This window comes from Capnocytophaga sp. oral taxon 863 str. F0517, assembly GCF_000466425.1.
Taxonomy (GTDB): Bacteria; Bacteroidota; Bacteroidia; order Flavobacteriales; family Flavobacteriaceae; genus Capnocytophaga.
In genome coordinates this window covers 286,064-309,719 of the sequence record NZ_KE992171.1, presented here as the reverse complement: position 1 = coordinate 309,719, position 23,656 = coordinate 286,064, and the positions used below count along the sequence as shown (strand labels likewise).

Here is a 23,656-nt window from a genome sequence, read left to right as displayed (position 1 = left end):
AAAACATATTTTTATGAACTTCTTGAACCTATAAAAAGACTCCTCTTAATTAATTACCATGAAAATATTCTCTTATAATGTAAATGGGATACGAGCAGCTATGACCAAAGGTTTTACCGAGTGGCTTTCCGCCGCCCAGCCCGATGTAATCTGTCTGCAGGAGATCAAGGCCTTAGAAAGCCAAATAGACCTCTCTGCCTTAGAGGCCGCAGGCTATCCCTATCACTACTTCCACTCAGCCCAAAAGAAAGGCTACAGCGGAGTAGCGATCCTCTCCAAGACCGAACCCAAGCATGTGGAAGTAGGCTCCGGTATCGACTATATGGATCAGGAGGGACGTATCCTCAGGGCGGACTATGAGGATCTCTCGGTTATCAGCCTCTATTTGCCCTCGGGTAGCAACATAGATAGGTTGGATCACAAATTACAGTTTATGGCTGATTTTCAGCAGTATATCAACCAGCTTAAGCAGTCCTACCCCAACCTTGTCATCTGTGGGGATTACAACATCTGTCACGAGGCGATCGACATTCACGATCCGGTACGCAATGCCAATGTATCGGGCTTTCTTCCGGTGGAACGCAAGTGGTTGGACGATTTCCTCAAGAGCGGCTTCATCGATAGCTTCCGCTTCTTCCACAAGGAACCGCATAACTATTCCTGGTGGAGCTACCGTGCCAATGCGCGCCAAAACAACAAAGGATGGCGTATCGACTATTGCTTAGTAGCCCAGCCCATGGCCGATCGTTTGGTACGGGCCGCTATCCTCCCCGAGGCCAAGCACAGCGACCACTGCCCTATCTTAGTCGAAATCTCTCCTGCCAATGGAAAATAAAGCCCACCTTTTGGTCATCCGTCTCTCGGCTATGGGCGATGTAGCCATCAGCCTTCCGGTACTCAACGCCCTTACCACACAGTATCCAGGACTAAGGCTCACCATACTCACCCGCCCCCAATGGGTGCCCCTCTTCGCCCACCTACCCCAGACAACCGTCTTCCCCATAGAGGTGAAAGGAGCTCACAAAGGCATAATCGGCCTCTATCGGCTGTTCCAGGCCCTGAGAAAAAAAGGAATCACTCAGGTAGCTGACCTACATAATGTATTGAGAACAAACATCTTAAAGTGCTTCTTCGCCTTTACAGCTATCCCTTTTGAGCAAATAGACAAGGGAAGAAAGGAGAAAAAAGCCCTCACGCGTGCCCAAAATAAGGTTTTCGCACCTTTGAAACCCTCTTATCAGCGCTATGCTGATACTTTTGCAGATTTGGGCTACCCTATAGCATGGGATAAGACCTATTTTTCTCCTAAACCAACCTTAGATGAGGAAATAAAATTCCTCCTTAGTCCTGAAATAAACATAGGAATTGCCCCTTTTGCCTCCCACCGAGGTAAGGAATACCCTTTTGAGCGTATGAAGGAGGTCTTCGCTTACCTCTCACAGCACTATCCTAATGGGAAAATCTTTATTTTCGGAGGTGGAGAAAGAGAAAAAGCATTAGTAAATGGAATGCCCTCTTATCCCAATGTAGTACCGATGGTTGGCAAGTTGAGTTTTTCGCAGGAACTAACCCTAATTGCTCACCTACAACTGATGCTCGCCATGGACAGCGGTAATGCTCATCTGGCAGCTCAGTATGGTGTTCCCACCCTCACCCTATGGGGAGTTACCCACCCCTATGCGGGCTTTGCCCCTTATGGGCAGCCTCAGGACTATTGCCTGGTAGCCGACAGAGCCAAATATCCGCTCATCCCAACCTCTGTCTTTGGAAACAAATACCCTGAAGGCTACGAAAAATCTATAGAGACAATTTCCATTCAAGATATTTTACTAAAGATAGATTGTATTTTGGAAAAATAAACTACTCTATTTTCGAGCTTTTTTTATACTTTTGCTTAGCAAAACTTGTTTTTATTATATGATACATTTCTTTTATGAGCTTCCTTTTGAATTACCTGAGGAAGAGAGTGATTTTCGTCGTTGGGTACAGCTCATTATTGCCTCCGAGCGCAAGAAAGAAGGAGATATCAACTATATCTTCTGCAATGATGCTTATCTACACAAGATCAATGTAGACTACTTGCAGCATGATACCCTTACGGACATCATCACCTTCGATTATGGCAAGGACAATCTGCTCTCCAGTGATATCTATATCTCTATCGACCGAGTAAGGGAGAATGCCGCCTCCTATAAGGTGGAGTTTGCCACGGAACTACTTAGGGTGATGGCTCATGGGATCCTGCACCTATGTGGTTATAAGGACAAGACGGAAGAACAAGCCCAACAGATGCGTGCTAAAGAAGAAGAAAAGATGGCGCTTTTTCTGAAATAAAATACTAAAAAAACCTTTGAGCCTTGGGCTCAAAGGTTTTTTTCTGACAGAAAAGAAAGAATTAATCTTTCATACGCTCCACATAGGTACCTTTTTCGGTTTCCACCTTGATGCGATCTCCTTCGTTGATAAAAAGAGGCACATTGACCAAGGCGCCTGTCTCCACGGTTGCAGGTTTGGTAGCATTGGTAGCGGTATTTCCTTTTACTCCTGGTTCCACATGAGTTACGGTAAGAATCACATTGGCAGGCATTTCCACTGAAAGGGGGGTTTCATCCTCGGCATTGAATATAATCATCACCACTTCCCCTTCTTTGAGCAAGTCTGGATAGTCCAGCATATCGCGGCGGATATGCACTTGGTTGAAGTCCTCTACATTCATGAATACCAACTCTTCTCCCTCAGGATAGAGGTATTGGAAAGAGCGTGTCTCCACTCGCACATCGTCGATTTTATGTCCAGCAGAGAAGGTGTTGTCTATGGTTTTCCCAGTGGTAACACTCTTGAGTTTGGTTCTCACAAAAGCAGGCCCTTTTCCAGGCTTTACATGGAGAAATTCGATGATTTTGTAAATGTCATGATTGAAACGGATACATAATCCTTTTTTAATATCAGCTGTACTTGCCATATTTATTAAATATATTTATTTGTTTACTTTCTTATTTGAGACTTCCTACCATATCTTCAGGGCGTACCCATGCATCGAACTCCTCTGGGGTAACATAGCCCAAGCGGATAGCTTCTTCACGAAGAGTAGTACCGTTCTTATGAGCTGTATTGGCGATTTCGGCAGCCTTGTAGTAGCCTATCTTAGTGTTGAGTGCCGTAACGAGCATGAGACTGTTATTAACCAACTCTTTGATACGTGCATAGTTAGGCTCAATTCCGGCAGCACAATGTTCCTCGAAGCTCACTGCTGCATCCCCAATCAAGCGCGCTGACTGTAGGAAGTTGGCACAAATGACCGGCTTAAATACGTTTAGTTCATAGTGTCCTTGGGTAGCCCCTACGCTTATTGCTACATCATTACCCATCACCTGAGCGGCCACCATAGTCACCGCCTCACACTGAGTAGGATTCACCTTTCCTGGCATGATGGAACTTCCTGGCTCATTGGCTGGGATCAGGATTTCCCCTATACCACTGCGAGGGCCAGAGGCCATCAAGCGAATATCGTTGGCTATCTTATTGAGTGATACGGCGATTTGCTTAAGCGCTCCGTGGGATTCTACCATGGCATCATGAGCGGCCAAGGCTTCAAATTTGTTTTGAGCAGTGACAAAGGGTAGTCCAGTAAATTGAGCTATATACTTGGCTACCAACACATCATACCCCTTAGGCGTATTGATACCTGTCCCTACAGCGGTACCTCCCAAAGCCAATTCACTAAGGTGTGCCAAGGTATTCTTCAAGGCCTTGATACCATGTTCTAACTGAGAAACATAACCAGAGAACTCCTGACCTAAGGTCAAAGGTGTTGCATCCATCAGGTGGGTACGACCTATTTTTACCACATCTTTGAAGGCCTCTGACTTCTTTTGGAGTGTATTTTTAAGTTTTTCTAAGCCCGGAATGGTTACCTCTACCACCATTTTGTAGGCAGCAATGTGCATACCGGTAGGAAAAGTATCATTGGAGGACTGAGATTTGTTTACATCATCATTTGGCTGAAGGACTTTTTCTCCCTCCCCTATTTTTCGGCCAGCCAACTGCTGCGCACGGTTGGCAATCACCTCATTCACATTCATATTGGACTGAGTACCGGATCCTGTTTGCCAAATAACCAAAGGAAATTGGTCGTCCAGTTTGCCTTCCAAGATTTCATCACATACCTTTGCTATAAGGTCTCGTTTTTCCTGTGGGAGCACACCCAATTCGCAATTGGCATAAGCGGCAGCCTTTTTCAGGTAAGCAAATCCATAGATTACTTCTTTAGGCATAGAAGCAGGTGCTCCTATTTTGAAGTTGTTACGAGAACGTTCTGTTTGAGCTCCCCATATTTTGTCTGCGGGAACTTTTACCTCACCCATGGTGTCTTTTTCAATACGATATTCCATTGGTATATAGTTTAAATGATTTTTTAATACTAAAAAGTGTTTTCATTTCGTGAGACAAAAGTATATTTTTTTTCTTAGACTACCAAATTTTTTCCATAGTTTTTTATGAGTTGTTAGTGGTTAGTGACTCATCTCACACAACATTGCCCCTTAATCATCCCGTTTACCATGACGTTTTAGTGAAAGTACAAACGAGATTTTAGGCTTAAAAAAAAGGTAACGCACTTATAATGAGTGCGTTACCTTGTTGCTCCCCCTACTGGACTTGAACCAGTGACCCTCTGATTAACAGTCAGATGCTCTAACCAACTGAGCTAAGGAGGAATGTTTTATTTTTTGGAGAAGTTTGTTTTTCTCTCAACTTTCCGGGTGCAAAGGTACAACAATTTTTGAAACTGACAAACTTTCTGAGTATTTTTTTTCGTCTTTTTTGAAAATATTTTTTAACTCATTGATTTACAGTTTTTTATTTTTGAAAAATAATTTAAGAAATAAAGCCTCAGGCTCCTTTTTTGAGAAAAATAACCGCAATGTGGCTCCTAAAAAGCCTGTACCATAGGCATAAAATTGGATACAAACTGCCCATATAGACCAAATTCCGATCTTGCTGCTGTGATTGAGGCGCTTGCTATCGGCAAAAATAAGCAGGAAGTAGGCTACATATACAAAGAGAAAAGCCCATTGTCCTATGACTAACATCCCTAAGGAAAAGAGAAAACCTATAAGAAAAAGTGTCGGCAGCCAGTGTACTAATTTTCTGGATTCCTTATGCCAGCGGTTAAGGATAGCGCGGGTCTGTCCGAATTTCTTCACCTGTATATAGTATTTATACCAACTGATACGGCGCTTGTGATAGACGAAGGCCTCCTCTACAAAGGCGGTTTGCAGCCCAGCCTTCCACAGGCGAATACTCAGGTCAGGGTCTTCCCCTGGGTGTATCCTGCCGAAGCCTCCAGTAAGGGAAAAAGCCTTTCGGGAAAGCCCCATATTGAAGCTACGTGGCTCGAACTTGCCCACATGGTGCTTATTCCCTCGTATACCTCCGGTGGTGAGCAAGGAGGTCATCGCGTAGTTAATCGCCTTCTGAAGATCGGTGAAGTGCTCCGTGGCTGCATCTGGCCCACCGAAGCAATCCACATAGTGGTGGGAGAGAAAGTCATCCACCGACTCCAGGTAATGAGGTGGCAACAAGCAATCGGAATCCAAGATGATAAAGTAATCTCCCGAAGCCCTTTGCATACCATAGTTACGCGAATCCCCAGGGCCGGAGTTCTCCTTCTCCAGATAGACTATCTTAGTCCTATCGGCGAAGGTCTCCACCACCTCTTTTGAGGAGAGCGTTGAGCCATCCTCTATGATAAGGGTCTCAAAATCACCCATATAGCTTTGCTCCACTATGCTTTCCAAAAGTTCTCTCACCTCCTCAGGACGGTTATATACCGGTACTATAAAAGAATATTTCAAGGGTGAGGTTTTGAGTTTTGAGTAGTTGTTCACTGCTTACTGTTCTTTTGGCAAAGGTAAGAAAAACATTTCAGTTCCAGCGGTTTTTAGCGATATTTTTATCAGTAACCAAGTTGTTAATTATTAATTCCATACAAAGATTTGGCTTCGGTTACGGGGCGCCGGTCTCTAAATTATTCATAATTTCCTATTGGAAAGCCGATAATTCTAAATAATGTTGTATTTTTGTCCCCTATTTCGACTCTTTATAACTCAAGTATAACCTATGGCAACTAAAGACACCCATAAGAAACCAAATCCTTCTACTCGAAAGAAATTATTGAAAATCTTTTGGGGTACCTTCTTCGCGGGTATCCTATCCATTGTTTTAGTCTTCCTTTTGGCCGACTGGGGAGTATTCGGAGAAATGCCCGACTTCAAGCGTTTGGAGAACCCAGAGTCAAACTTAGCTTCGAGCATCTATTCCTCTGATGGCAAGGTATTGGGAAAATTCTATTTCAATGACAACCGTACCCCTGTCAAATACAAAGATCTCCCCGACCATTTGGTCAATGCGCTAATTGCTACCGAGGACGAACGCTTCGAGGAGCACTCAGGAATCGATATGCGCAGTACCCTTCGTGCAGTGGTGTACTTAGGCAAGCGCGGAGGTGCCTCTACCATCACCCAACAGCTGGCCAAGCTACTCTTTCACCGCGAGGGAGCTAAGAAAACCTCCGAGCGTTCCCTACAGAAAATAAAAGAATGGATCATCGCCATTCGCCTGGAGCGACAATATACTAAAAAGGAAATCCTTACCATGTACTTCAACGAATATGACTTCAACAACAATGCCGATGGTATCCGCTCGGCCTCTCGTATTTATTTTGGTAAGGAACCCCGAGATCTCAAAATAGAGGAAGGAGCCACCTTGGTAGGTATGTTCAAAAACTCCTCCTTATACAACCCACGCCGTAACCCCCAAGGGGTCATCAATCGCCGCAATGTAGTACTGGCACAAATGGTCAAAAACCATTACCTCACTATCAAGGAAAAAGACTCCTTAGAGAAGCTCCCTCTAAAGCTCAACTTCCACCCCGAAGGACACAATGAAGGAATCGCTACTTATTTTCGCGAACACCTACGTAACTATATGAAGGAATGGGCTAAGAACAATCCCAAACCCGATGGCAGCAAGTATGACATCTATTCCGATGGACTGAAGATATACACCACCATAGATTCTCGTATGCAGGCTGCCGCCGAAGAGGCTGTACAAAAGCATATGAAAAACCTCCAAAAGGCCTTCGCTGAGGAAAATAACCCTACTAAGAATAAGACTTTCCCCTTCGTGAAGCTCTCCCAAAAGCAGATAGACGAACTGATGGATCGCTCCATGAGAAGTTCCGAGCGCTGGGCTCAGCTCAAGTCCGAAGGCAAGTCCGACAAGGAAATCCGTGCTTCCTTCTATAAGAAAACCCCTATGCAGGTATTTTCCTGGCATGGTACCATCGATACGATAATGACCCCTTACGATTCTATCCGCTACTATAAGAGCTTTTTGCGTACAGCCATCGCCTCCATGGATCCCAAGAATGGACATATCAAGGCATGGGTCGGCGGGATCAGCTATAATGATTTCAAGTACGACCAAGTATATCAGGGTGCTCGCCAAGTAGGGTCGGCCTTCAAGCCCTTTGTATATGCTACTGCCATCAAGCACCACCACCACTCCCCTTGTTACCAAATTCCCGATGTGAAAACCTGTATAGAAGCAGGCAAATGGGGCAATGCCAAAGAGTGGTGCCCCCGCAATACCAATGGCAGCTATAGTGGCCGCATGCTTACCCTTAAGGCAGCCTTGGCCAATTCGATCAACTCCATCACCGCCAAACTCATGGATGAGGTAGGCCCTGCCAGTGTACTCGAACTGATAGCAGCCTTGGGTATCAATACCGAACACATCCCTTCCCTCCCCTCCATCTGCTTAGGAGCGGCTGATATTACCCTCTTGGAAATGGTAGGAGCTTATGGAGCCTTGGCCAATGCCGGAAACTACCTCCAACCTACTTTTATCACTAGAATAGAAGACAAGGAAGGACGTATCATATACCGACATATTACTCAGGCTACCTCTGCCATTTCGGCAGAAGATGCCTATAGAGTGGTCAAACTCATGGAAGGAGTTACCCAGTCCGGATCCGGAGCTCGCCTGCGTACCAAAGGAGCTGATAGCTATGACAGCATGTATAAGAATGTAATTACAGGCTACCCCTATGCCTTCAAAAATCCTATCGCAGGGAAGACTGGGACAACCCAAAACCAATCCGATGGTTGGTTCATGGGAATGGTACCCAACTTAGTCACCGGTGTATGGGTAGGCGGCGAAGACCGCTCGGTACACTTCAAGGGGATCCGCTATGGACAAGGAGCTACCATGGCGCTGCCTATTTGGGGATATTATATGAAGAAGTTATATAGCGACCCAAGTATAGATGTATCCAAAGCCGCCTTCGAGATTCCTAAGAGCAATGATGGCACCCCCTCTCTCACTGGTAGTGACTTCGATTGTAAAGGTAACGACCCTGTAGAAGCGGTAGGTGATGATTCCGAAGGAATCGACTTTTAATAGTAACAAATGATAAATGACTAACGACTAGTAATTAGTCGTTAGTCATTTATCATTTGTTACTTATCAACAGCTTATTCCCAGTACCTTACTATAATGAGGGTTTAGGTGTTCGCGCATAAGTTCTCTGAAAGAGGCAGGAGTCCCCTGTTTGAGTTCTTCCAAGAGGTCTCGATGAGAAATCTGTTTGCTACCTTCTGGAAGGATATAGGCGGTTTGGTAGCGATTCAGGTCATGCACATACTGAAAAATTGGCATGAAGACATTCTGAAAATTCTTAAGTAGGTCATTTCCTGCCATTTCATATAGCTTTCCATGGAATTGTTTCTCTTCTTCCAAGTAGAAATTAAAGCTATCGCAGCGCTGTTCCTCTGAATTTTTTACTATATCTTCCAATTCCTTAAGCTGTTTGGCAGTTTTACGAGCAAAGACAAAATCGGCCATTCCTACCTCCAACATCAGTCTCAACTCGAAAAGGTTCGAAAGTCGCTTAACATCGATAAGAGCAGGGTCAAGCATTTTTTCAAAATTATGAACCAAATCGGGTTCCAAAATTACCATCCCCCTATGCTTGCGAGACTCTATCAGTCCTAAGGTTCTAAGGCGCAACATCGCCTCACGAATGGCAGTCCTGCTCACCCCCAAGGCCTCAGCAAATTCTAACTCCTTAGGAAGCGAATCCCCTGCCCGTAAGGCATTTTCCTTGATATAATCTATGATATGCTTCTCCACCCTATCTACCAAAGAAGCTGATTCTGAATCATTCATTTTCTCTTTTAATGGCTTCATAATTAGAACATTTAAGTCGTATCATATATTTGGTACAAATTTACAATTTTTTCTATTGATAAAAAAATTTTCCCTTACAAATTTTCCCCTCCTATACTTCTATACGTTATCTATAAGAAAATCAAGTATATAATTGCACATCTTATTAATTAAAAGTTAAATTTCTGAATTTAATCTTTTTGGCACCGTTTTTGTAAATGAGTATTCGTAAGTTTAGAGTTAAAAAAATAGATATTATCAATTATTTTAAGATTTCAGCTATGAAAAAACAATTCACATCGGTATTCTCTGCTATTTTAGGAGGTGCCATTGCCTTAGGAGGTTATCATTTTATTTTCAAAGAAAAAGAAACCCCTTCCCTTTCTTTCAGTACTTCACAACCTGACAGTGTAGGGAGTGTCCGTACCAACTTCCAGCAGGTAGCTCATTTCAATTTTGATGAAAACAGCTTTATCAATGCCTCCAACAAGACGGTCAATAGTGTTGTCCACGTGAAGAATATGACGATAGCACCGGAGATCACCTCCATCTTTGACCTCTTCAGCGGAGCGACACCTCAGCGCAGCGGTAAAGAGCGCTTGGCAGGTACCGGTTCGGGGGTGATTATCTCTCCTGATGGCTATATAGTAACCAACAATCACGTAATCAAGGGAGCTTCTTCAGTACAAGTGACCCTGAACAACAACAAAACCTATAAAGCCGAGATCATAGGCTCCGATAACAGTTCCGATATTGCCTTGCTTAAGATCAAAACAGAAGAAAAATTACCTTTCCTTACCTTTGCCGATTCGGACAACACCCAGATAGGCGAATGGGTCTTGGCTGTAGGAAATCCCTTCAACCTTACCTCAACCGTAACAGCCGGAATCATCAGTGCCAAGGCTAGAAACTTAGGCAATCAGTACAACGGAAAGATAGAATCCTATATCCAAACCGATGCTGCTGTTAATTCCGGTAATAGCGGAGGCGCCTTGGTCAATCTCAATGGGGATCTTATCGGTATCAATACCGCTATTGCCTCTCCCAATACCGGTACTTTTGTAGGCTATTCCTTTGCTGTTCCTAGCAATATCGCAAAAAAGATTGTAGAAGACCTTATCGAATATGGTAATGTACAAAGAGGTATCTTAGGGGTATCCGGTACAGAGCTCAACTCCGAAGTGGCAGAAAAACTCCACATCAAGCAAACTGAAGGCTTCTATATAGATGGTGTAGAGGATGAATCCGGTGCTGAAAAGGCCGGACTTAAAAAAGGCGACATCATTACCCAGATGGACAACATCAAAATACGTTCCTTCTCTGATCTTAGTGGCCATATCAATACCAAAAGACCTAATGACAGTGTCAATGTAGTGATCCTAAGAGATGGAAAAGAAAAAGAAGTAAGTGTAAAACTCCAAAAGAACGAATCCTTTGTCGCTAATGATCTAGGTGTAATCGTAAAAAACCTATCCGAAAAGGACAAAAAAGAATTCAAATTAAAAAATGGAGTGAAAATCACCAAAACAAGTCCTCTATTTATAGAAAATGGAGTCAATTTGGATGAAAAAGTACTCCTCTCCATCAATGGAAAAGATGTCACTGATGTAGATAGCGTGAAAAACATTCTTGAGAACAATAACTCGCAACGTATTGCTATTGTAGTTCTGAATAAGAATGGAGAGAAGGAACGCTACTTCCTATAAAATCTATTAAATTACGTATTCATCTCTTATAGTTTGATTTTTATTAGTTCAAAATGGCCTGCTTTTACTCAAGCAGGCTATTTTGTTTTTAATTATATTTTTGATATAATAACTTTAGCATTACAAAGATGGCTATATCATCATTTTTTTTTAATTTTGCCATTTATTCAAAGAAAAGACCTTATTCATCATGGATACTCGCAAGGATGTTCAGTGGGCTTTCCTCTATTTTGTCATCACTGTTCTGTTAGGACTTTCGCTTAGAGTGTCTTATATAGCTGACGTTTTCTTCAATGTGCGCCATGTAACACACTCTCATTCTCATATAGGGTTATTGGGATGGATCTATACCATTCTCACTTCCCTAATTTGCCAACATTATTTAAGAAAGGAAGATAGAAAACCTTATCTTATCTTATTCATCTGTACACAGCTCTCTATTTTTGGGATGCTTTTTTCCTTTCCTTTTGGGGGGTATTTTCTGTATTCTATTATTTTTTCATCCCTTTTTGTCCTTTGCACCTATTGGTTTAGTATTTTTTTTCTCAGGCGGAGTAAGAAGTATGCTTTCATCCGCTTTTCCATTACCAAGAGTGTGGATACAGAGCCGGAGTGTCCCCTTTCACTAAAGTTTGTACGCTGGGGGGTCTATTTTCTTATCCTCTCAAGCTTAGGAATATGGCTACTTCCTGTAACTATTGTAAAGGCAGGCAAGGGAAGTGATTGGTACAATAGCGCTTTATATTTCTTTCTCCATTTCCAGTACAATGGTTGGTTTTTGGCTGTGTTGTTAGGCCTTTTGGTCAGTGAGATTGAGCATAAGAGCCTGCTAAGTAGTAAGCAACTTAGCACTACCTTATACTGTTTCGTTATAGGCACCATAGGCTCGGTAACCCTCTCTTGGGTAGGATTTTTCGATCAACCGCTGCTGTATATCATTGGGAATATTTCTGGCTTTCTGCTTTTGATAAGTGTCTATAACCTCTATACAGCTTATATAAGACTAGAACGGCCAGCCCTGCTGATGCAGGTGTTTTTGTTACTGCTAGCCATCAAGACCGTTTGTATGTTCTTAGGTTCCTTTCCTTGGATAGCCAAGGAGGTACTAGCCAATCGAGAGTTTATCATCAGCTACTTACACTTCACCTTTTTAGGGGTTATTGGTTTCGGGGTGCTCCATTTCCTACAGAAACACCTACATATTCGCTTTCCTTACTGGAGTATTTCGCTCTATGCTACTGCCTTTGTAGGGAGTGAAGCTCTTATTACCTATAAGGGAGTGGCTATATGGGGAGATTTGCCCCTTCCAGACAACTATTACCTTCTATTAGTAGTCCTGAGTAGTCCATTTATTATTGCGGTAGGCTATTGGTGTTGCATTATTTTTAATAAAACAAAAGACAGCCCTACTCAGAAAGTTTAAAAATGTTATTTTTCCAATCGAAAAAGTTAAAGTTTTATAGCTATAAAATATTTTGACTACTTATAAATAATTACATATTTTATTTATTTTCAACAACTTACAACTTATATAAAGTGTTTGATTATCAACACAAGAAAAAGTTATTAACAATTAGTGGAAAATAACATTTGTATATCTCGTGAGTTTTTCAGAATTTTGCCACATTCTTTTGGTTTACTTCTATCAATAAACTTCTTTAGTATGAAAAAATTTGTATTTTGCTCTTTATCATTTCTTTGTCTTATAGGGGCTACGAAGCTCTATGGACAACAATCACAAGCCATTTCCTCTAGAGTATCCAACATCGTACTGGATAGCTTACTCTCTCCGCATGAGAATTTTGAGTATGCAATTAAGCGAATTTACAAAGACATTCAGGGGCGAGAACATGACCTTGATTTCAAGGCCTTCCGCTATGCCTATATAGGCTATCAGAACCTAAAATTGCAACATAAGCTCAATGACAAGCGACTGCTTTCTATCATTGATTTTAATAAGGATAGTGGCAAAAAACGATTCTATACGATTGACTTAGATAGCCGACAAATACTCTACTATACCTATGTAGCCCATGGCAAAAAGACCGGCACTTCCAGTTCCTCTTATTTTTCGAACGAAAGTGAATCGCACAAGAGCAGCTTAGGCTTCTATGTTACTGGTAAAACCTACAATGGAGATGCAGGCTTCAGCCTTAAGCTCTATGGCAATGAGCCTAATTACAATTCGAATGCCTATAAGCGGGGTATTGTCATCCATACGGCCGATTATATGAATGAAGACTACCTAAGGAAAAACGGACGCTATGGCCGTAGTTTGGGTTGTCCTGTACTGCCTACCCATATCTACAAAGAAGTCATCGAAACGATCAAGGAAGGTACTATGGTCTTTGCCTATTACAATAATAAGCGATATCTTTCTTCGTCCAAATACCTCAAAATAAGCTCTCTTACGCGTAACAATACCTTCTAACAAGTTGTTCTAACTCACTTTAGTCGTATGAAAATACAAGATGTCATCCAATATTTGGAAAGCCTTGCCCCCCTTAGCTATGCAGAAGATTTTGACAATGTAGGCCTATTGGTAGGGAATCCAGATACCCCACTACGAGGTACACTCATTACCTTGGATACCTTGGAAGAGGTGGTAGAGGAAGCCATCGCTAAGGATTGCAACCTTATTGTGAGTTTTCATCCTATTATTTTCAGTGGACTCAAGCGGCTCACCGGTCAGAGCTATGTAGAACGTGCTGTAATCAAAGCGATAGAACACCATATTGCCATCTATGCCATCCATACGGCCTTGGACAACTCCTTTTGGGGTGTGAATGCGCGTATTTGTGACCGCTTAGGCCTACATAAGCGAGAGATACTGCTACCTCAAGCCCATACGATAGAACAATTGGTCACCTATGTTCCCAAGGAAGGTGCGGAAGCCCTGCGCCAACACCTTTTTGAGGCAGGGGCTGGTCATATAGGTAACTATAGCGAATGTAGCTTCAATATAGAGGGTATAGGCACTTATAAAGGCAATGCTGAAAGCCATCCCACCATAGGAGTCCCCGAGGTATTCCATAGGGAAGCGGAGACCCGTATCAGTGTTATCTTCCCTAAGCACCTAAGACGAGGTATCCTACAGGCACTCCTTGCCCATCATCCTTATGAGGAAGTTGCCTATGAGATCTATACCTTGGAGAATACCCACCAACATATAGGCTTAGGAATGATTGGCTATTTGGAGAAGCCTATGGAAGAGACCACTTTTCTCAAATATGTCAAAGAGCGCATGCAAACCAGCTGTATCAGGCATTCTGCCCTTAGAGGAAAGCCCGTAGAGAAGGTCGCTGTATTGGGCGGTAGTGGCGCCGATGCTATAGGAGCCTGCCTGAAGGCCGGTTGTGATGCCTACCTGACTGCCGATGTGAAGTATCATGAGTTTTTCAAGGCCGAAGGACGTCTGCTCCTTGCTGATATAGGACATTATGAAAGCGAACAATTCACAAAATTGCTTTTATGGGAACAACTTACGGAAAAATTTACTACCTTTGCATTTTATTTAGCTAATACAAATACGAATCCTATCAACTACTTATAGTTATGACAAAAAAAGAAGTATCCGTAGAGGACAAACTAAGAACCCTATATTCCTTGCAACTGATTGACTGCAAGATAGATGAACTAAGAAATGTACGTGGCGAACTCCCTTTGGAGGTAGAAGATTTGGAAGATGAGGTGGCAGGACTAGAAAGCCGCATGGAACGCCTTACCAGCGATATTGACAAAATCAATGTGGATATTTCTACCAAAAAGAACCTAATTGAGGAAAGCAAAGAGTTGATCAAAAAATATGCCGAACAGCAGAAAAATGTACGTAACAACCGTGAGTTCAATGCTATATCCAAGGAAATAGAGTTCCAAGAACTCGAAATCCAGTTGGCCGAAAAGCATCTCAAGGAGTTCAAGGCCGATATTGAGCAAAAGAAACAAGCTATTGCCAAGATAAAAGAACAGCTCGACGAGCGCAAGAAACACCTACAGCACAAGAAGGACGAACTCTCCTCCATTCTTGAGGAAACCCGAAAGGATGAAGAAATCCTCCTTAAGAAACAAATGGATATTTCTTCCCAAATAGAGCCACGCCTTCTGAGTGCTTACCAACGCATTCGTAACAGTGTGGTCAATCGCTTGGCCATCGTACCGGTAGAGCGTGGTGCCTCTGGAGGGTCTTTCTTTGTCATTCCACCACAGGTACAGGTAGAAATCTCCACTCGTAAGAAGATCATCACCGATGAGCACAGCGGGCGTATCCTTATCGATCCGGAACTGGCTAGAGAGGTGAGAGAAAGTATGGAAGAATTCTTCCAAACCATGTAAAAATAAAAAGCCCCATTTAGGGGCTTTTTTTTATTTCTATTCCTTGTTATTTATCCTCTGCTTCTTTTTCTTTATTCCAGCCAAAATAGCCATTCTTTTCAATCATTTCGGCTACCCCTTTGGGTAGAGCGGACTGCCAACCTTCTTCTCCCCTTTTTATCTTCTGTACGATCTCACGAGAGCGGACATCTAAGTTTTTGGCATCATACTCCTTAATATCCACGACCTTCTCATTGAACTTGAAGAACTTATACAGCTCCTTCATACGAGGTGATACATGAATATTGTTACTGGTGACAATCTGTCCGGTTTGCTTATCCCGCATAGGATAGAGGTATATTTTGATATCCCGATAGAAAAGCTTTCCAAAGGCCTCCAAGATCCCTCCACTTAAGTGGGTATAGTACTCTTCCTCGAAAATCGCAATAAGGTTGTCCACCCCCATGACCATTCCCATCTGTGCTTTGGTATAGTTGGAGAAGTATTCAGCCAAGCGGTAGTACTCTTTGAAGTTGGATATGAGCACCTTATAGCCCAAGGAACAGAGAATACGCGCCCGATCGAGAAAGTCCTGTTCGTCCAGCTCTCCAGAGGCTAAGAGGTTGGAGAGAGTAATCTCGAAGATTACTTGGGTATTGTCTTTCTCTACCCCTTTTTCTGCAAGGAAAAGCTGTAAAGAACGCTCAAGCATATCTATATTGACATTGGTCACTGGTCGGAAACTTCCCCTTAGGGTGAGGATATTCTTTTTATAGAGCTGTTCGGCTGGGAGTTGGTTATTTCCATCGGGAGCAAACATCACCGCTTCGGTCATGCCATTTTTGATCAGCTGTAGGCTCATCAAGCGGTTATCTACATTGGCAAACTTAGGGCCGGAGAAGTTAATCAAATCAATCTCTATGAGGTCTTTGTCGATATGGTCGTAAAGGTACTTGACGATACGTTGAGGCTTATCGGCCTTATAGAAAGCACTATGGATAAGGTTGACCCCGAGCTTACCGAGTGTCTCCTGCTGAGCACGAGTCTCGGTTTGGTGGAAGCGGATGTGTAGAATAATATCATTATACCCCCCTTCGGGTTCGGATTGGAAGCGGATGCCCACCCAGCCATGTCCTTTGTAGCGCTTGGCAAAGTCAATGGTAGTGACCGTATTGGCATAGGTAAAGAAGAGCTTATCGGGATATTTGTCCCGAGGCAGGCGTTCCTCCAAGAGCTTGATCTCATGACTAAGCATCTTCTTGAGACGGCCTTCGGTGACATAGCGCCCATCCTTTTCCGCTCCATAGAGGGCATCACTGAAGTTCTTATCATAGGCACTCACCGCCTTGGCGATCGTACCCGAAGCCCCTCCTGCACGGAAGAAATAGCGCACCGTCTCCTGCCCAGCCCCTATCTCAGAGAAAGTCCCATAAATATGTTTGTTCAGATTGATACGAAGTGCCTTCGCACTCAAGGAGGGAATTTCCTCGAAATCCCTATCCCCCAGGATATAAGTTCCCATAGTGTGTTTTATTTTAGACTATTATATGAATGCCAAAGATACGATTATTTATGGAGATTAAAAAACTTTCAGTGAAAAAGATTTTTCTATTTTTTTAGGCTATCTCAAAAGAAAATAGTACCTTTGTAACTAAAATACTATATAGATGAAATTTTTTATTGATACAGCCAACTTAACTCAGATAGAAGAAGCTGAAAACTTAGGGGTTTTGGATGGGGTAACCACCAATCCCTCCCTGATGGCCAAAGAAGGCATCCGTGGGGCAGAAAACATCCTACAACACTATAAGAAGATTTGCCAAATGGTACAAGGCGATGTCTCTGCTGAGGTCATTTCGACAGATTATGAAGGGATTATCCAAGAGGGAGAAGCCTTAGCGGCGCTCCACCCTCAGATTGTAGTAAAGGTACCCATGATTAAGGACGGGATACGTGCCATTCGCCATTTCTCACAAAAGGGAATCAGAACCAACTGTACCTTAGTTTTTTCTGCCGGACAAGCCCTCTTGGCCGCCAAGGCAGGAGCGAGCTATGTTTCCCCCTTTATCGGTCGCTTGGACGATATCTCCACCGACGGGCTGGAACTGATTGCCGACATTCGCCAGATCTATGATAACTATGGCTATGACACCCAAGTATTAGCCGCTTCGGTAAGGCATCCTATGCACATTATAGAATGTGCCAAGATAGGAGCCGATGTGGTTACCGCTCCCCTTTCGGCCATCTTAGCCCTCCTTAAGCACCCCTTGACCGATATAGGCTTGGAGAAATTCCTCTCTGATGCTAAGAGTTTATCTTAGCCTAAAACGGATATAGGTAATCGGCTTACCCTGAGAAAGGTATTGCTTTTCGTAGGTCGTCTGGATGGTAAGCACTTCCTTGGGGGCACCTTCATTGCGGTAGATATGGTGATTGGCATAGAGCACCTCATGCCCCATACCGTGAAGGAGCCCCAAGGTATATCCGTGTAGGTACTCACTATCGGTCTTGAGGTGAATGAGCCCCTCAGGGGAAAGAATATGCTTATATCGGGCTAAAAACTCCTGATTGGTAAGCCTATGCTTGGTACGCTTGTACTTGATCTGAGGGTCGGGAAAGGTAATCCATATCTCGGCCACTTCCCCTTGAGCAAATAGGTAGTCAATAAGCTCTATTTGGGTTCTAAGGAAGGCCGCATTGGGGATTTGCTCCTCGAGGGCTGTTTTTGCCCCTCTCCAGAAGCGAGCTCCTTTGATATCGACCCCTATAAAGTTTTTATCGGGGTATTCTTTGGCTAAATTTACCGTATATTCTCCTCTCCCACAGCCCAATTCTAGGACGATAGGATGGTCATTTTTGAAAAACTCCTTTGCCCACACTCCTTTGAGGGGGAACGTCCCTGCGATTACCTCCTCTCGGTTAGGCTGAATCACATTGGCAAAGGTTTCGTTTTCTTTGAATCGTTTGAGTTTGTTTTTACTTCCCATTTTTTAAGTGAATAGTGAACAATGAATAGTGAATAGTGATTTGTCTCTTGTCATTTGTCATTTGTCACTAATTAAAGTTCTTCCGCTTGTTCTATAAGCAAAGCGATATCGCTAACGGGGACTATTTCCCTCTGTTGGTTTTTCACTCCATCGGTGAGCATGGTATTGCAGAAGGGGCAAGCCGTTACGATAATCTCAGGACGTACATCAAGGGCTTGAGCGGCACGAGCATTGTTAATCTCTCCGGTTCCCTTTTCAGCTTCCTTGAACATCTGAGCGCCTCCAGCTCCGCAACAGAAAGAGCGGGCTTTGCTTTTTTTCATTTCTACTATTTCGGCTTCCAATTTCTCCAGGATAGCCCTTGGTGCCTGATACTCACCATTGCCTCGCCCTAAGTAACAAGGATCGTGAAAGGTGATACGTTTCCCTTTGAACATACCTCCCTCTACCTTCAGGCGTCCCTCCTCTAAGAGTTGTTGTAGGAGTTGGGTATGATGTAAGAGCTCATACTTGCCCCCTAAAGCAGGATATTCGTTGCGCAAGGTATTGAAACAGTGCGGGCAGGCCGTTACTATTTTGGTAATGCCATAGCCATTGAGCGTTTCTATATTGGTCAAGGCCTGCATTTGGAAAAGGAACTCATTGCCCGCGCGCTTGGCAGGATCTCCGGTACAGCCCTCTTCGGCACCCAATACCGCAAAAGATATACCCGCCTTATGGAGTATCTTGGCCATGGCCTTAGTTACGCGGCGTGCACGCTCATCAAAGCTGCCGGCGCAGCCTATCCAGAAAAGGACATCGGGCTTGATCCCCTGAGCACTAAGCTCGGCCATAGTAGGAACATGAAAGTTCATAGATTTATTTTTTCAGAGGGCAAAAGTACAAATAATTTGGTAATTTGACAATTTGTTAATGAGTCAATTTACCAATTGGCAAATTGACTCATTGTCTCATTAATTTATTAGCCCGCGTAAGTATGTACACTTAGCTGGGCGGTGGGGAGGTAATTGACCCCAAACCAGCAGATAAGGAGCAATATAAAAGCAATCCCTACAATGATAAAACTCTGTAAGGGCTTTTTCTCTTTATGATTATACTTATGGTGTAGATAGACCAAATAACCTAGCCAGGTAATAAAAGCCCACGTTTCCTTAGGATCCCAAGTCCAATAATGCCCCCAGGCTTCCTTCGCCCAAAGAGCACCGAAAAGCAGTCCAAAGGTAAGAAATACATAGCCAATTTTGATCAGCTGGTCGGTTAGGGCAAAAACAGAAAGGATCTCCTGTCCCCTCTTATAGCGATAAATTCCATAAAAGGCCGTCAGGGAAGCCATACCAAGCATGGCATAGGCAAAGATATAGACGATCACATGGGGGATAAACCACACACTTTGTAAGGCAGGCATCAGCGCCTTGTTCATCGTATCGGGGTGGGTATAGGTCAGTCCGACAAAGACGATTCCCATCACTGCCGAATAACTAAGCATCCATTTTTGCCTATAGAGCAGGTAGATGGCATAGCCTATCAGCCCCATGAAGAAGGCATACCATATGCGTGTCTCGGCTAAGGTACGCAAGGGTGGGCGCTCCAATCCTTTCCACAAGGCGACAATAAAGCCTCCTATGAGCACTGTTGCCACCAAATGGCTAATAATAGCAAAGCCTCTTAGAGCTTTGCTTTTACTATAAATAAGTCCTCCTCCCACAAGCCATAGGGCTATAGTAAGGTAGGTGATAATGTTAAAATATGACCACATAATTTAGTGAATAACGAATAGTGATTAGTGGTTAGTGATTAGTTTTTTGAGACTGACAACTACTAATTCTTTTTTACTTCAAAGAGTAATGCTATTCCTCCTGCGATAAGCAGGAAGATACCGGTATATACGATAGGAAGCCAAGGGTCGGAAACCAGTTCGATGACACTAAGGTCAGACCAACGCCCCATACGTTCGTCATAACTAAGCTGATAGATACGCCATCCCCCGACGGTGATAGGGTGATTGACCTCTATTTTTTCCTCCAATATACGGTTGCTACCTTTCTGATAGATGAGCACCTCGGATTGGAATTTGCGCGCCTCTGGGGGAGCCATCACAAGGGTATGTTCCTTATCCAAATCTATCGCACGGGGGGGAAGTTGGAAATTCCCGGCCGAGATCCATTCCGTCTTGGTTTGGTGCGTACTCAAATCCTCGACAGTAACCAAAGCCGCATTGGTTGCCCCCCACATGGTATGATGAATATAAGTAGAATCCGTATCGGGAATCGCCCTTTCCAAATACTTGTGTAGGGTAATCTTCCAGTCCAAAAGGGTCATTTGGGCTCCTTCCTGCTCGAGCATAAAGCCAATGGGCTTGCCCTTGGGCAGTGAAGTACCTGTGGTATCAATCACAAAGAGTTTGTTCGGATAGATATCAATAGAGAAGTCCTTGAGCTGTATGGCTATAGGAAGATTGATAGTCTGCTGATCGGCAGTTTTGGCCTGCCATTGGGGGATGTCCTTTTTCAAGTCCATGGTAAGGCGTACAATATCACCCTGTCCCAAGACCCCGGCAAACATCGTAAGCCACAGCCCAAAGTGATTGAGCAAAAAGGCAATATTCTTACGCTGATAGACCATAGAACGCTTAAGGATAGAAAACCAAAGATTGGTTAAGGTCAAAAAGAAAACAAGGCCAAAATACCAAGTCTTGGTAAGGTCGTCCAAGCCCAACTTGCCCCAGATACCTGTAAGTTCCTGAGGTTTTACATTGATACTTCCCAGCCCAATGGTCAGTACCCCAAGTGTTACCACCGTAACAATAGCAAAAGGAGCCGAGGAGAAGCGAAGGATAAAGTTGGTCTTACGCCAAAGGAAATAGCTCCCCGTAGCCAATAATACATAAATAGCTCCCCCTACTACATTGTAAGGAAAGCTAAACCAGCTCTTGCTAATACTCCCTATCGAGAGTTGTAGTCCAAAGCCTACCAAAACGGCGGCAAGGGAAAAAAGAATGGCAAAAGGATAAGACTTCATCAATGACTAATGATTAATGATTAATGACTAATTTTTATAAAAAGTAAGGGCGAATTGCCATTCGCCCCTACATTGTATGCTGTTCGTACTATCTTTGTGTAACTAAGCGGCCTTCTTTACGAGCTTCTTCGAGCCATTTAGGAACGATAGTCTTCAAGAATTCTTTCTTAGCGGCTTCTTCCTTAGGTATGTCTAAGCCAATTTCTTTTTGAGCTTTGGCTTTAGTACTAATGTCTGGCATTACGAACTCAGCTGCGATATGCAATTTTTCTTTAAGCACATCCAAGTTCTTTTCAGCTTCAAGAGCATAAATAAGCCCATCACTAAGGAGACGCTCTGACTCTATAGGAGCATGGAAAGCCGCTCCATGTGAGGAGTGTACCATATCCCAACGCCACTGAGACTTACGGATAAGAGCTAAGGTAGGTTTCATTTGTTCTTCAGTTGCCCCATTGTCCCACAAGAATTTAGCTTTAAAATGTACTTTAGCCAATTCCTTTTCAAGTTTCATACGCATACCATATACAGCATCTTGTCGGTCATATACATTCTTTCTAAGGTCTTCTTCACTTTGGCGGTGACAAGTTTGGCAACTGGCAGAAATATTACGCAAAGGACTGGAGATTTGGTGGTCAGAGAATTTCACAGCACCATCGGTTTTGTAAGGCATGTGGCAGTCTGCACAAGATACTCCACGCTGTCCGTGGATACCGAGCTGAGAAAGCTCATAATCGGGGTGTTGTGCCTTGATAATAGGAGCACGACTCACTTTATGAACATAGTCTGTCCAGCCTTCTTTGTCGTAGTATTCTTCCATTTTTTCTACAGTCATACCTTCATCCCATGGAAAAGTAAGGTATTTCTTATCTCCTTTGAAGTAGTATTCTACGTGGCATTGGGCACATACAAGGGAACGCATTTCTTGGTGAGTTGCTTTGTTGATGTCTTTTCCTTGGCGAGCAAAAGCCTCAGCCAACGCTGGTTGGTGTACTTCCAATTTCATAGTCTTAGTATTGTGGCAAGTAGCACAACCGATAGGGTTCACTATTTCGCTACCCCACTTGTCCCAAGGAGCACTATAGTATTCTTCCAAACCTACTTTCTTCATAAGGCGAGGTACATCAGGACTCTTACAAGTCCAGCAAGTACCTGGCTGTGGAGAGTGGGTAGTCTCAGAAGGAGATCCTGTACGGAGGATTTTGGTAACATCCTCTATGGCATGCATGTGCCCACGAGGTGCATTGTATTCCTTAGAGAAGGCATAGCCCGCCCAAAGGATTACCATTTCAGGACGTAGTGCCAAGAGGTCATCATCTTGACTGCTCATATACTTAGAGCGGAAAGTGGTATCGGCAGTAGCTTCCCATGAGTCATACTGACGAGGGTAAAACTCTTTGTAAAGCTCATTGCGGCACTCTTGGTCTTCCAAGTTATTACCTCCTTTGGCTATAAATTCGGCCTCATGAGACCTATTCATGATGGAATTAGCTAACAAACCTAAAAGGAACGTCACTACAGCTAATATTCCTACTAGTAACCAATTTTTCTTTTTCATCGTTGTATCAATTAGTTTGTTTTTAATCAATTATTTTTTTTCTGTTTTTATTAAGTCCTGTATCCATTGTGGGGTATTTTCCCCCATATCATCAATGATAGGAACAGGAGAGTGTGGTGCGGAGTTCAATCCGCGTACACGACTGTGAGGTACTTCGCGGTGACATTCCCAACAGAGCTTACCGTTATCGGCATGCGCCATAGGAGCCGTTACTTTTCCTAACCTCACTTCGGAGACAAGGGTACTGTGGCAGCGAATACAGTTTTCCTGTACTACCTTTTGCCCTGGGGCATGCATCTTAATCACTTGAGGTTCGAGGCGGAAGGTGAACATGGTAGCATGTCGCAAACCGTCATTGGCCTTGAAGTAATACTTACGGAAGACATTGTCATGAGGTACGTGGCAATCGTTGCACACCGTATTACGACCATGGGAGGAGTGCGACCAAGTGGCATATTAAGGTTCCATGATATGACAATTGACACACGCCTTGGGGTCATCCGAAAGATAAGAATGCGCCTTAGATAGGTAAAAGATATACCCACACAAGCCCAATATAATTCCTACAAAAGCAGGAATCAGATACCGAACAAGCCGGCCTTTCTTAGGGACATTTTCTTGAGAAGACGTTGGCATATTGTTAATATTTAGTTCTTATTTCCGTTGCAAAAATATGTCTTTTTTTTAATTTTACAAAGGGAAAACCTTACTTCACACCTATTTTGTTCTCATTCTAAATAAAGATAAATTTAACACTTTTACATCCGAAATATAAAAGATTTAGAGGTCGTATTTCTTGATTAGAATATAGCCACTAATGGCTGACTTTTGGCTACTTAATTTTCCTT

General features: G+C 43.3%; 20 protein-coding genes, 1 tRNA gene and 1 pseudogene. 10 read left to right on the top strand and 12 right to left on the bottom strand.

The annotated features are described in order from the left end of the window. Positions 1–58: 58 nt before the first annotated feature. Genes HMPREF1551_RS10755 through ybeY form a run of 3 tightly spaced genes read left to right on the top strand, consistent with a single transcriptional unit; the run spans position 59 to position 2,334 of the window. Positions 59–835 carry an exodeoxyribonuclease III gene (locus HMPREF1551_RS10755; RefSeq protein ID WP_021629171.1) on the top strand — a complete coding sequence of 259 codons (777 nt, stop codon included), beginning with the start codon at positions 59–61 and terminating at the stop codon, positions 833–835. Further along, entirely contained in the window at positions 825–1,859 is a 1,035-nt protein-coding gene (locus tag HMPREF1551_RS10750; protein ID WP_021629170.1) for a glycosyltransferase family 9 protein, read from the top strand. The genes HMPREF1551_RS10755 and HMPREF1551_RS10750 overlap by 11 nt, the downstream gene beginning before the upstream one ends. 58 nt (positions 1,860–1,917) lie before the next feature. Further along, positions 1,918–2,334, top strand: a complete 417-nt coding sequence (gene ybeY / locus HMPREF1551_RS10745) for an rRNA maturation RNase YbeY (protein WP_021629169.1) — start codon at positions 1,918–1,920, stop codon at positions 2,332–2,334. Between the two features lie 61 nt (positions 2,335–2,395). On the opposite strand, the gene efp is transcribed toward ybeY, so the two are convergent. The 4 genes from efp to HMPREF1551_RS10725 form a co-directional block, all read right to left on the bottom strand. Then, positions 2,396–2,962: an elongation factor P gene (efp, locus tag HMPREF1551_RS10740; RefSeq protein ID WP_021629168.1), complete on the bottom strand. Its 567-nt coding sequence runs from the start codon at positions 2,960–2,962 to the stop codon at positions 2,396–2,398. 31 nt (positions 2,963–2,993) lie between these two features. Then, positions 2,994–4,391, bottom strand: a complete 1,398-nt coding sequence (fumC, locus tag HMPREF1551_RS10735) for a class II fumarate hydratase (protein ID WP_021629167.1) — start codon at positions 4,389–4,391, stop codon at positions 2,994–2,996. A gap of 250 nt (positions 4,392–4,641) precedes the next feature. After that, positions 4,642–4,715, bottom strand: a tRNA-Asn gene (locus HMPREF1551_RS10730). A gap of 132 nt (positions 4,716–4,847) precedes the next feature. Further along, positions 4,848–5,855: a glycosyltransferase gene (locus HMPREF1551_RS10725; RefSeq protein ID WP_034544648.1), complete on the bottom strand. Its 1,008-nt coding sequence runs from the start codon at positions 5,853–5,855 to the stop codon at positions 4,848–4,850. 265 nt (positions 5,856–6,120) lie between these two features. Between HMPREF1551_RS10725 and HMPREF1551_RS10720 the strand changes: the two genes are divergently transcribed. Further along, positions 6,121–8,463, top strand: a complete 2,343-nt coding sequence (locus tag HMPREF1551_RS10720; protein WP_021629165.1) for a penicillin-binding protein 1A — start codon at positions 6,121–6,123, stop codon at positions 8,461–8,463. Positions 8,464–8,529: 66 nt separating this feature from the next. On the opposite strand, the gene HMPREF1551_RS10715 is transcribed toward HMPREF1551_RS10720, so the two are convergent. Next, positions 8,530–9,252 carry a FadR/GntR family transcriptional regulator gene (locus HMPREF1551_RS10715; RefSeq protein ID WP_021629164.1) on the bottom strand — a complete coding sequence of 241 codons (723 nt, stop codon included), beginning with the start codon at positions 9,250–9,252 and terminating at the stop codon, positions 8,530–8,532. 260 nt (positions 9,253–9,512) lie between these two features. On the opposite strand from HMPREF1551_RS10715, the gene HMPREF1551_RS10710 reads away from it, so the two are divergent. The 5 genes from HMPREF1551_RS10710 to HMPREF1551_RS10690 all read left to right on the top strand — a co-directional run bounded on the left by HMPREF1551_RS10710 (position 9,513) and on the right by HMPREF1551_RS10690 (position 15,269). Further along, complete coding sequence (locus HMPREF1551_RS10710; RefSeq protein WP_034544647.1) at positions 9,513–10,937, top strand: S1C family serine protease; 1,425 nt, start codon at positions 9,513–9,515, stop codon at positions 10,935–10,937. Between the two features lie 190 nt (positions 10,938–11,127). Further along, a complete protein-coding gene (locus HMPREF1551_RS10705) occupies positions 11,128–12,360 on the top strand; it encodes a hypothetical protein (RefSeq protein WP_021629162.1) in 1,233 nt (410 codons plus the stop codon). A 240-nt stretch (positions 12,361–12,600) separates the two neighbouring features. Further along, on the top strand, positions 12,601–13,368 hold the full coding sequence (locus tag HMPREF1551_RS10700; RefSeq protein WP_021629161.1) for a murein L,D-transpeptidase catalytic domain family protein: 768 nt from the start codon (positions 12,601–12,603) through the stop codon (positions 13,366–13,368). 27 nt (positions 13,369–13,395) lie between these two features. Further along, a complete protein-coding gene (locus tag HMPREF1551_RS10695; RefSeq protein ID WP_021629160.1) occupies positions 13,396–14,490 on the top strand; it encodes a Nif3-like dinuclear metal center hexameric protein in 1,095 nt (364 codons plus the stop codon). Positions 14,491–14,492: 2 nt separating this feature from the next. Next, positions 14,493–15,269, top strand: coding sequence for a zinc ribbon domain-containing protein (locus tag HMPREF1551_RS10690; protein ID WP_021629159.1), 777 nt, complete (start codon positions 14,493–14,495; stop codon positions 15,267–15,269). A 46-nt stretch (positions 15,270–15,315) separates the two neighbouring features. Here the strand turns inward: HMPREF1551_RS10690 and HMPREF1551_RS10685 are convergent, their stop codons facing one another. After that, the gene (locus tag HMPREF1551_RS10685; protein ID WP_021629158.1) at positions 15,316–16,770 is read right to left on the bottom strand and encodes a hypothetical protein; all 1,455 of its coding nucleotides are present in this window, start codon (positions 16,768–16,770) and stop codon (positions 15,316–15,318) included. A 145-nt stretch (positions 16,771–16,915) separates the two neighbouring features. Here HMPREF1551_RS10685 and fsa point away from each other — a divergent pair, with 145 nt between their 5' ends. Next, the gene (gene fsa, locus HMPREF1551_RS10680; RefSeq protein ID WP_021629157.1) at positions 16,916–17,569 is read left to right on the top strand and encodes a fructose-6-phosphate aldolase; all 654 of its coding nucleotides are present in this window, start codon (positions 16,916–16,918) and stop codon (positions 17,567–17,569) included. Here the strand turns inward: fsa and trmB are convergent. From trmB to nrfH, 6 genes and pseudogenes are all read right to left on the bottom strand, one after another. Further along, positions 17,561–18,235: a tRNA (guanosine(46)-N7)-methyltransferase TrmB gene (gene trmB, locus HMPREF1551_RS10675; RefSeq protein WP_021629156.1), complete on the bottom strand. Its 675-nt coding sequence runs from the start codon at positions 18,233–18,235 to the stop codon at positions 17,561–17,563. The genes fsa and trmB overlap by 9 nt on opposite strands. Positions 18,236–18,306: 71 nt before the next feature. After that, positions 18,307–19,089, bottom strand: a complete 783-nt coding sequence (locus HMPREF1551_RS10670) for a (Fe-S)-binding protein (protein ID WP_021629155.1) — start codon at positions 19,087–19,089, stop codon at positions 18,307–18,309. A gap of 107 nt (positions 19,090–19,196) precedes the next feature. Next, entirely contained in the window at positions 19,197–19,991 is a 795-nt protein-coding gene (gene ccsA / locus HMPREF1551_RS10665; protein ID WP_021629154.1) for a cytochrome c biogenesis protein CcsA, read from the bottom strand. 62 nt (positions 19,992–20,053) lie between these two features. Then, positions 20,054–21,253, bottom strand: a complete 1,200-nt coding sequence (locus tag HMPREF1551_RS10660; protein ID WP_021629153.1) for a cytochrome c biogenesis protein ResB — start codon at positions 21,251–21,253, stop codon at positions 20,054–20,056. An 88-nt stretch (positions 21,254–21,341) separates the two neighbouring features. Then, positions 21,342–22,808, bottom strand: a complete 1,467-nt coding sequence (gene nrfA / locus HMPREF1551_RS10655) for an ammonia-forming cytochrome c nitrite reductase (RefSeq protein ID WP_034544634.1) — start codon at positions 22,806–22,808, stop codon at positions 21,342–21,344. A 30-nt stretch (positions 22,809–22,838) separates the two neighbouring features. After that, positions 22,839–23,444, bottom strand: a pseudogene (gene nrfH, locus HMPREF1551_RS10650) (cytochrome c nitrite reductase small subunit). Between the last annotated feature and the right edge of the window lie 212 nt (positions 23,445–23,656).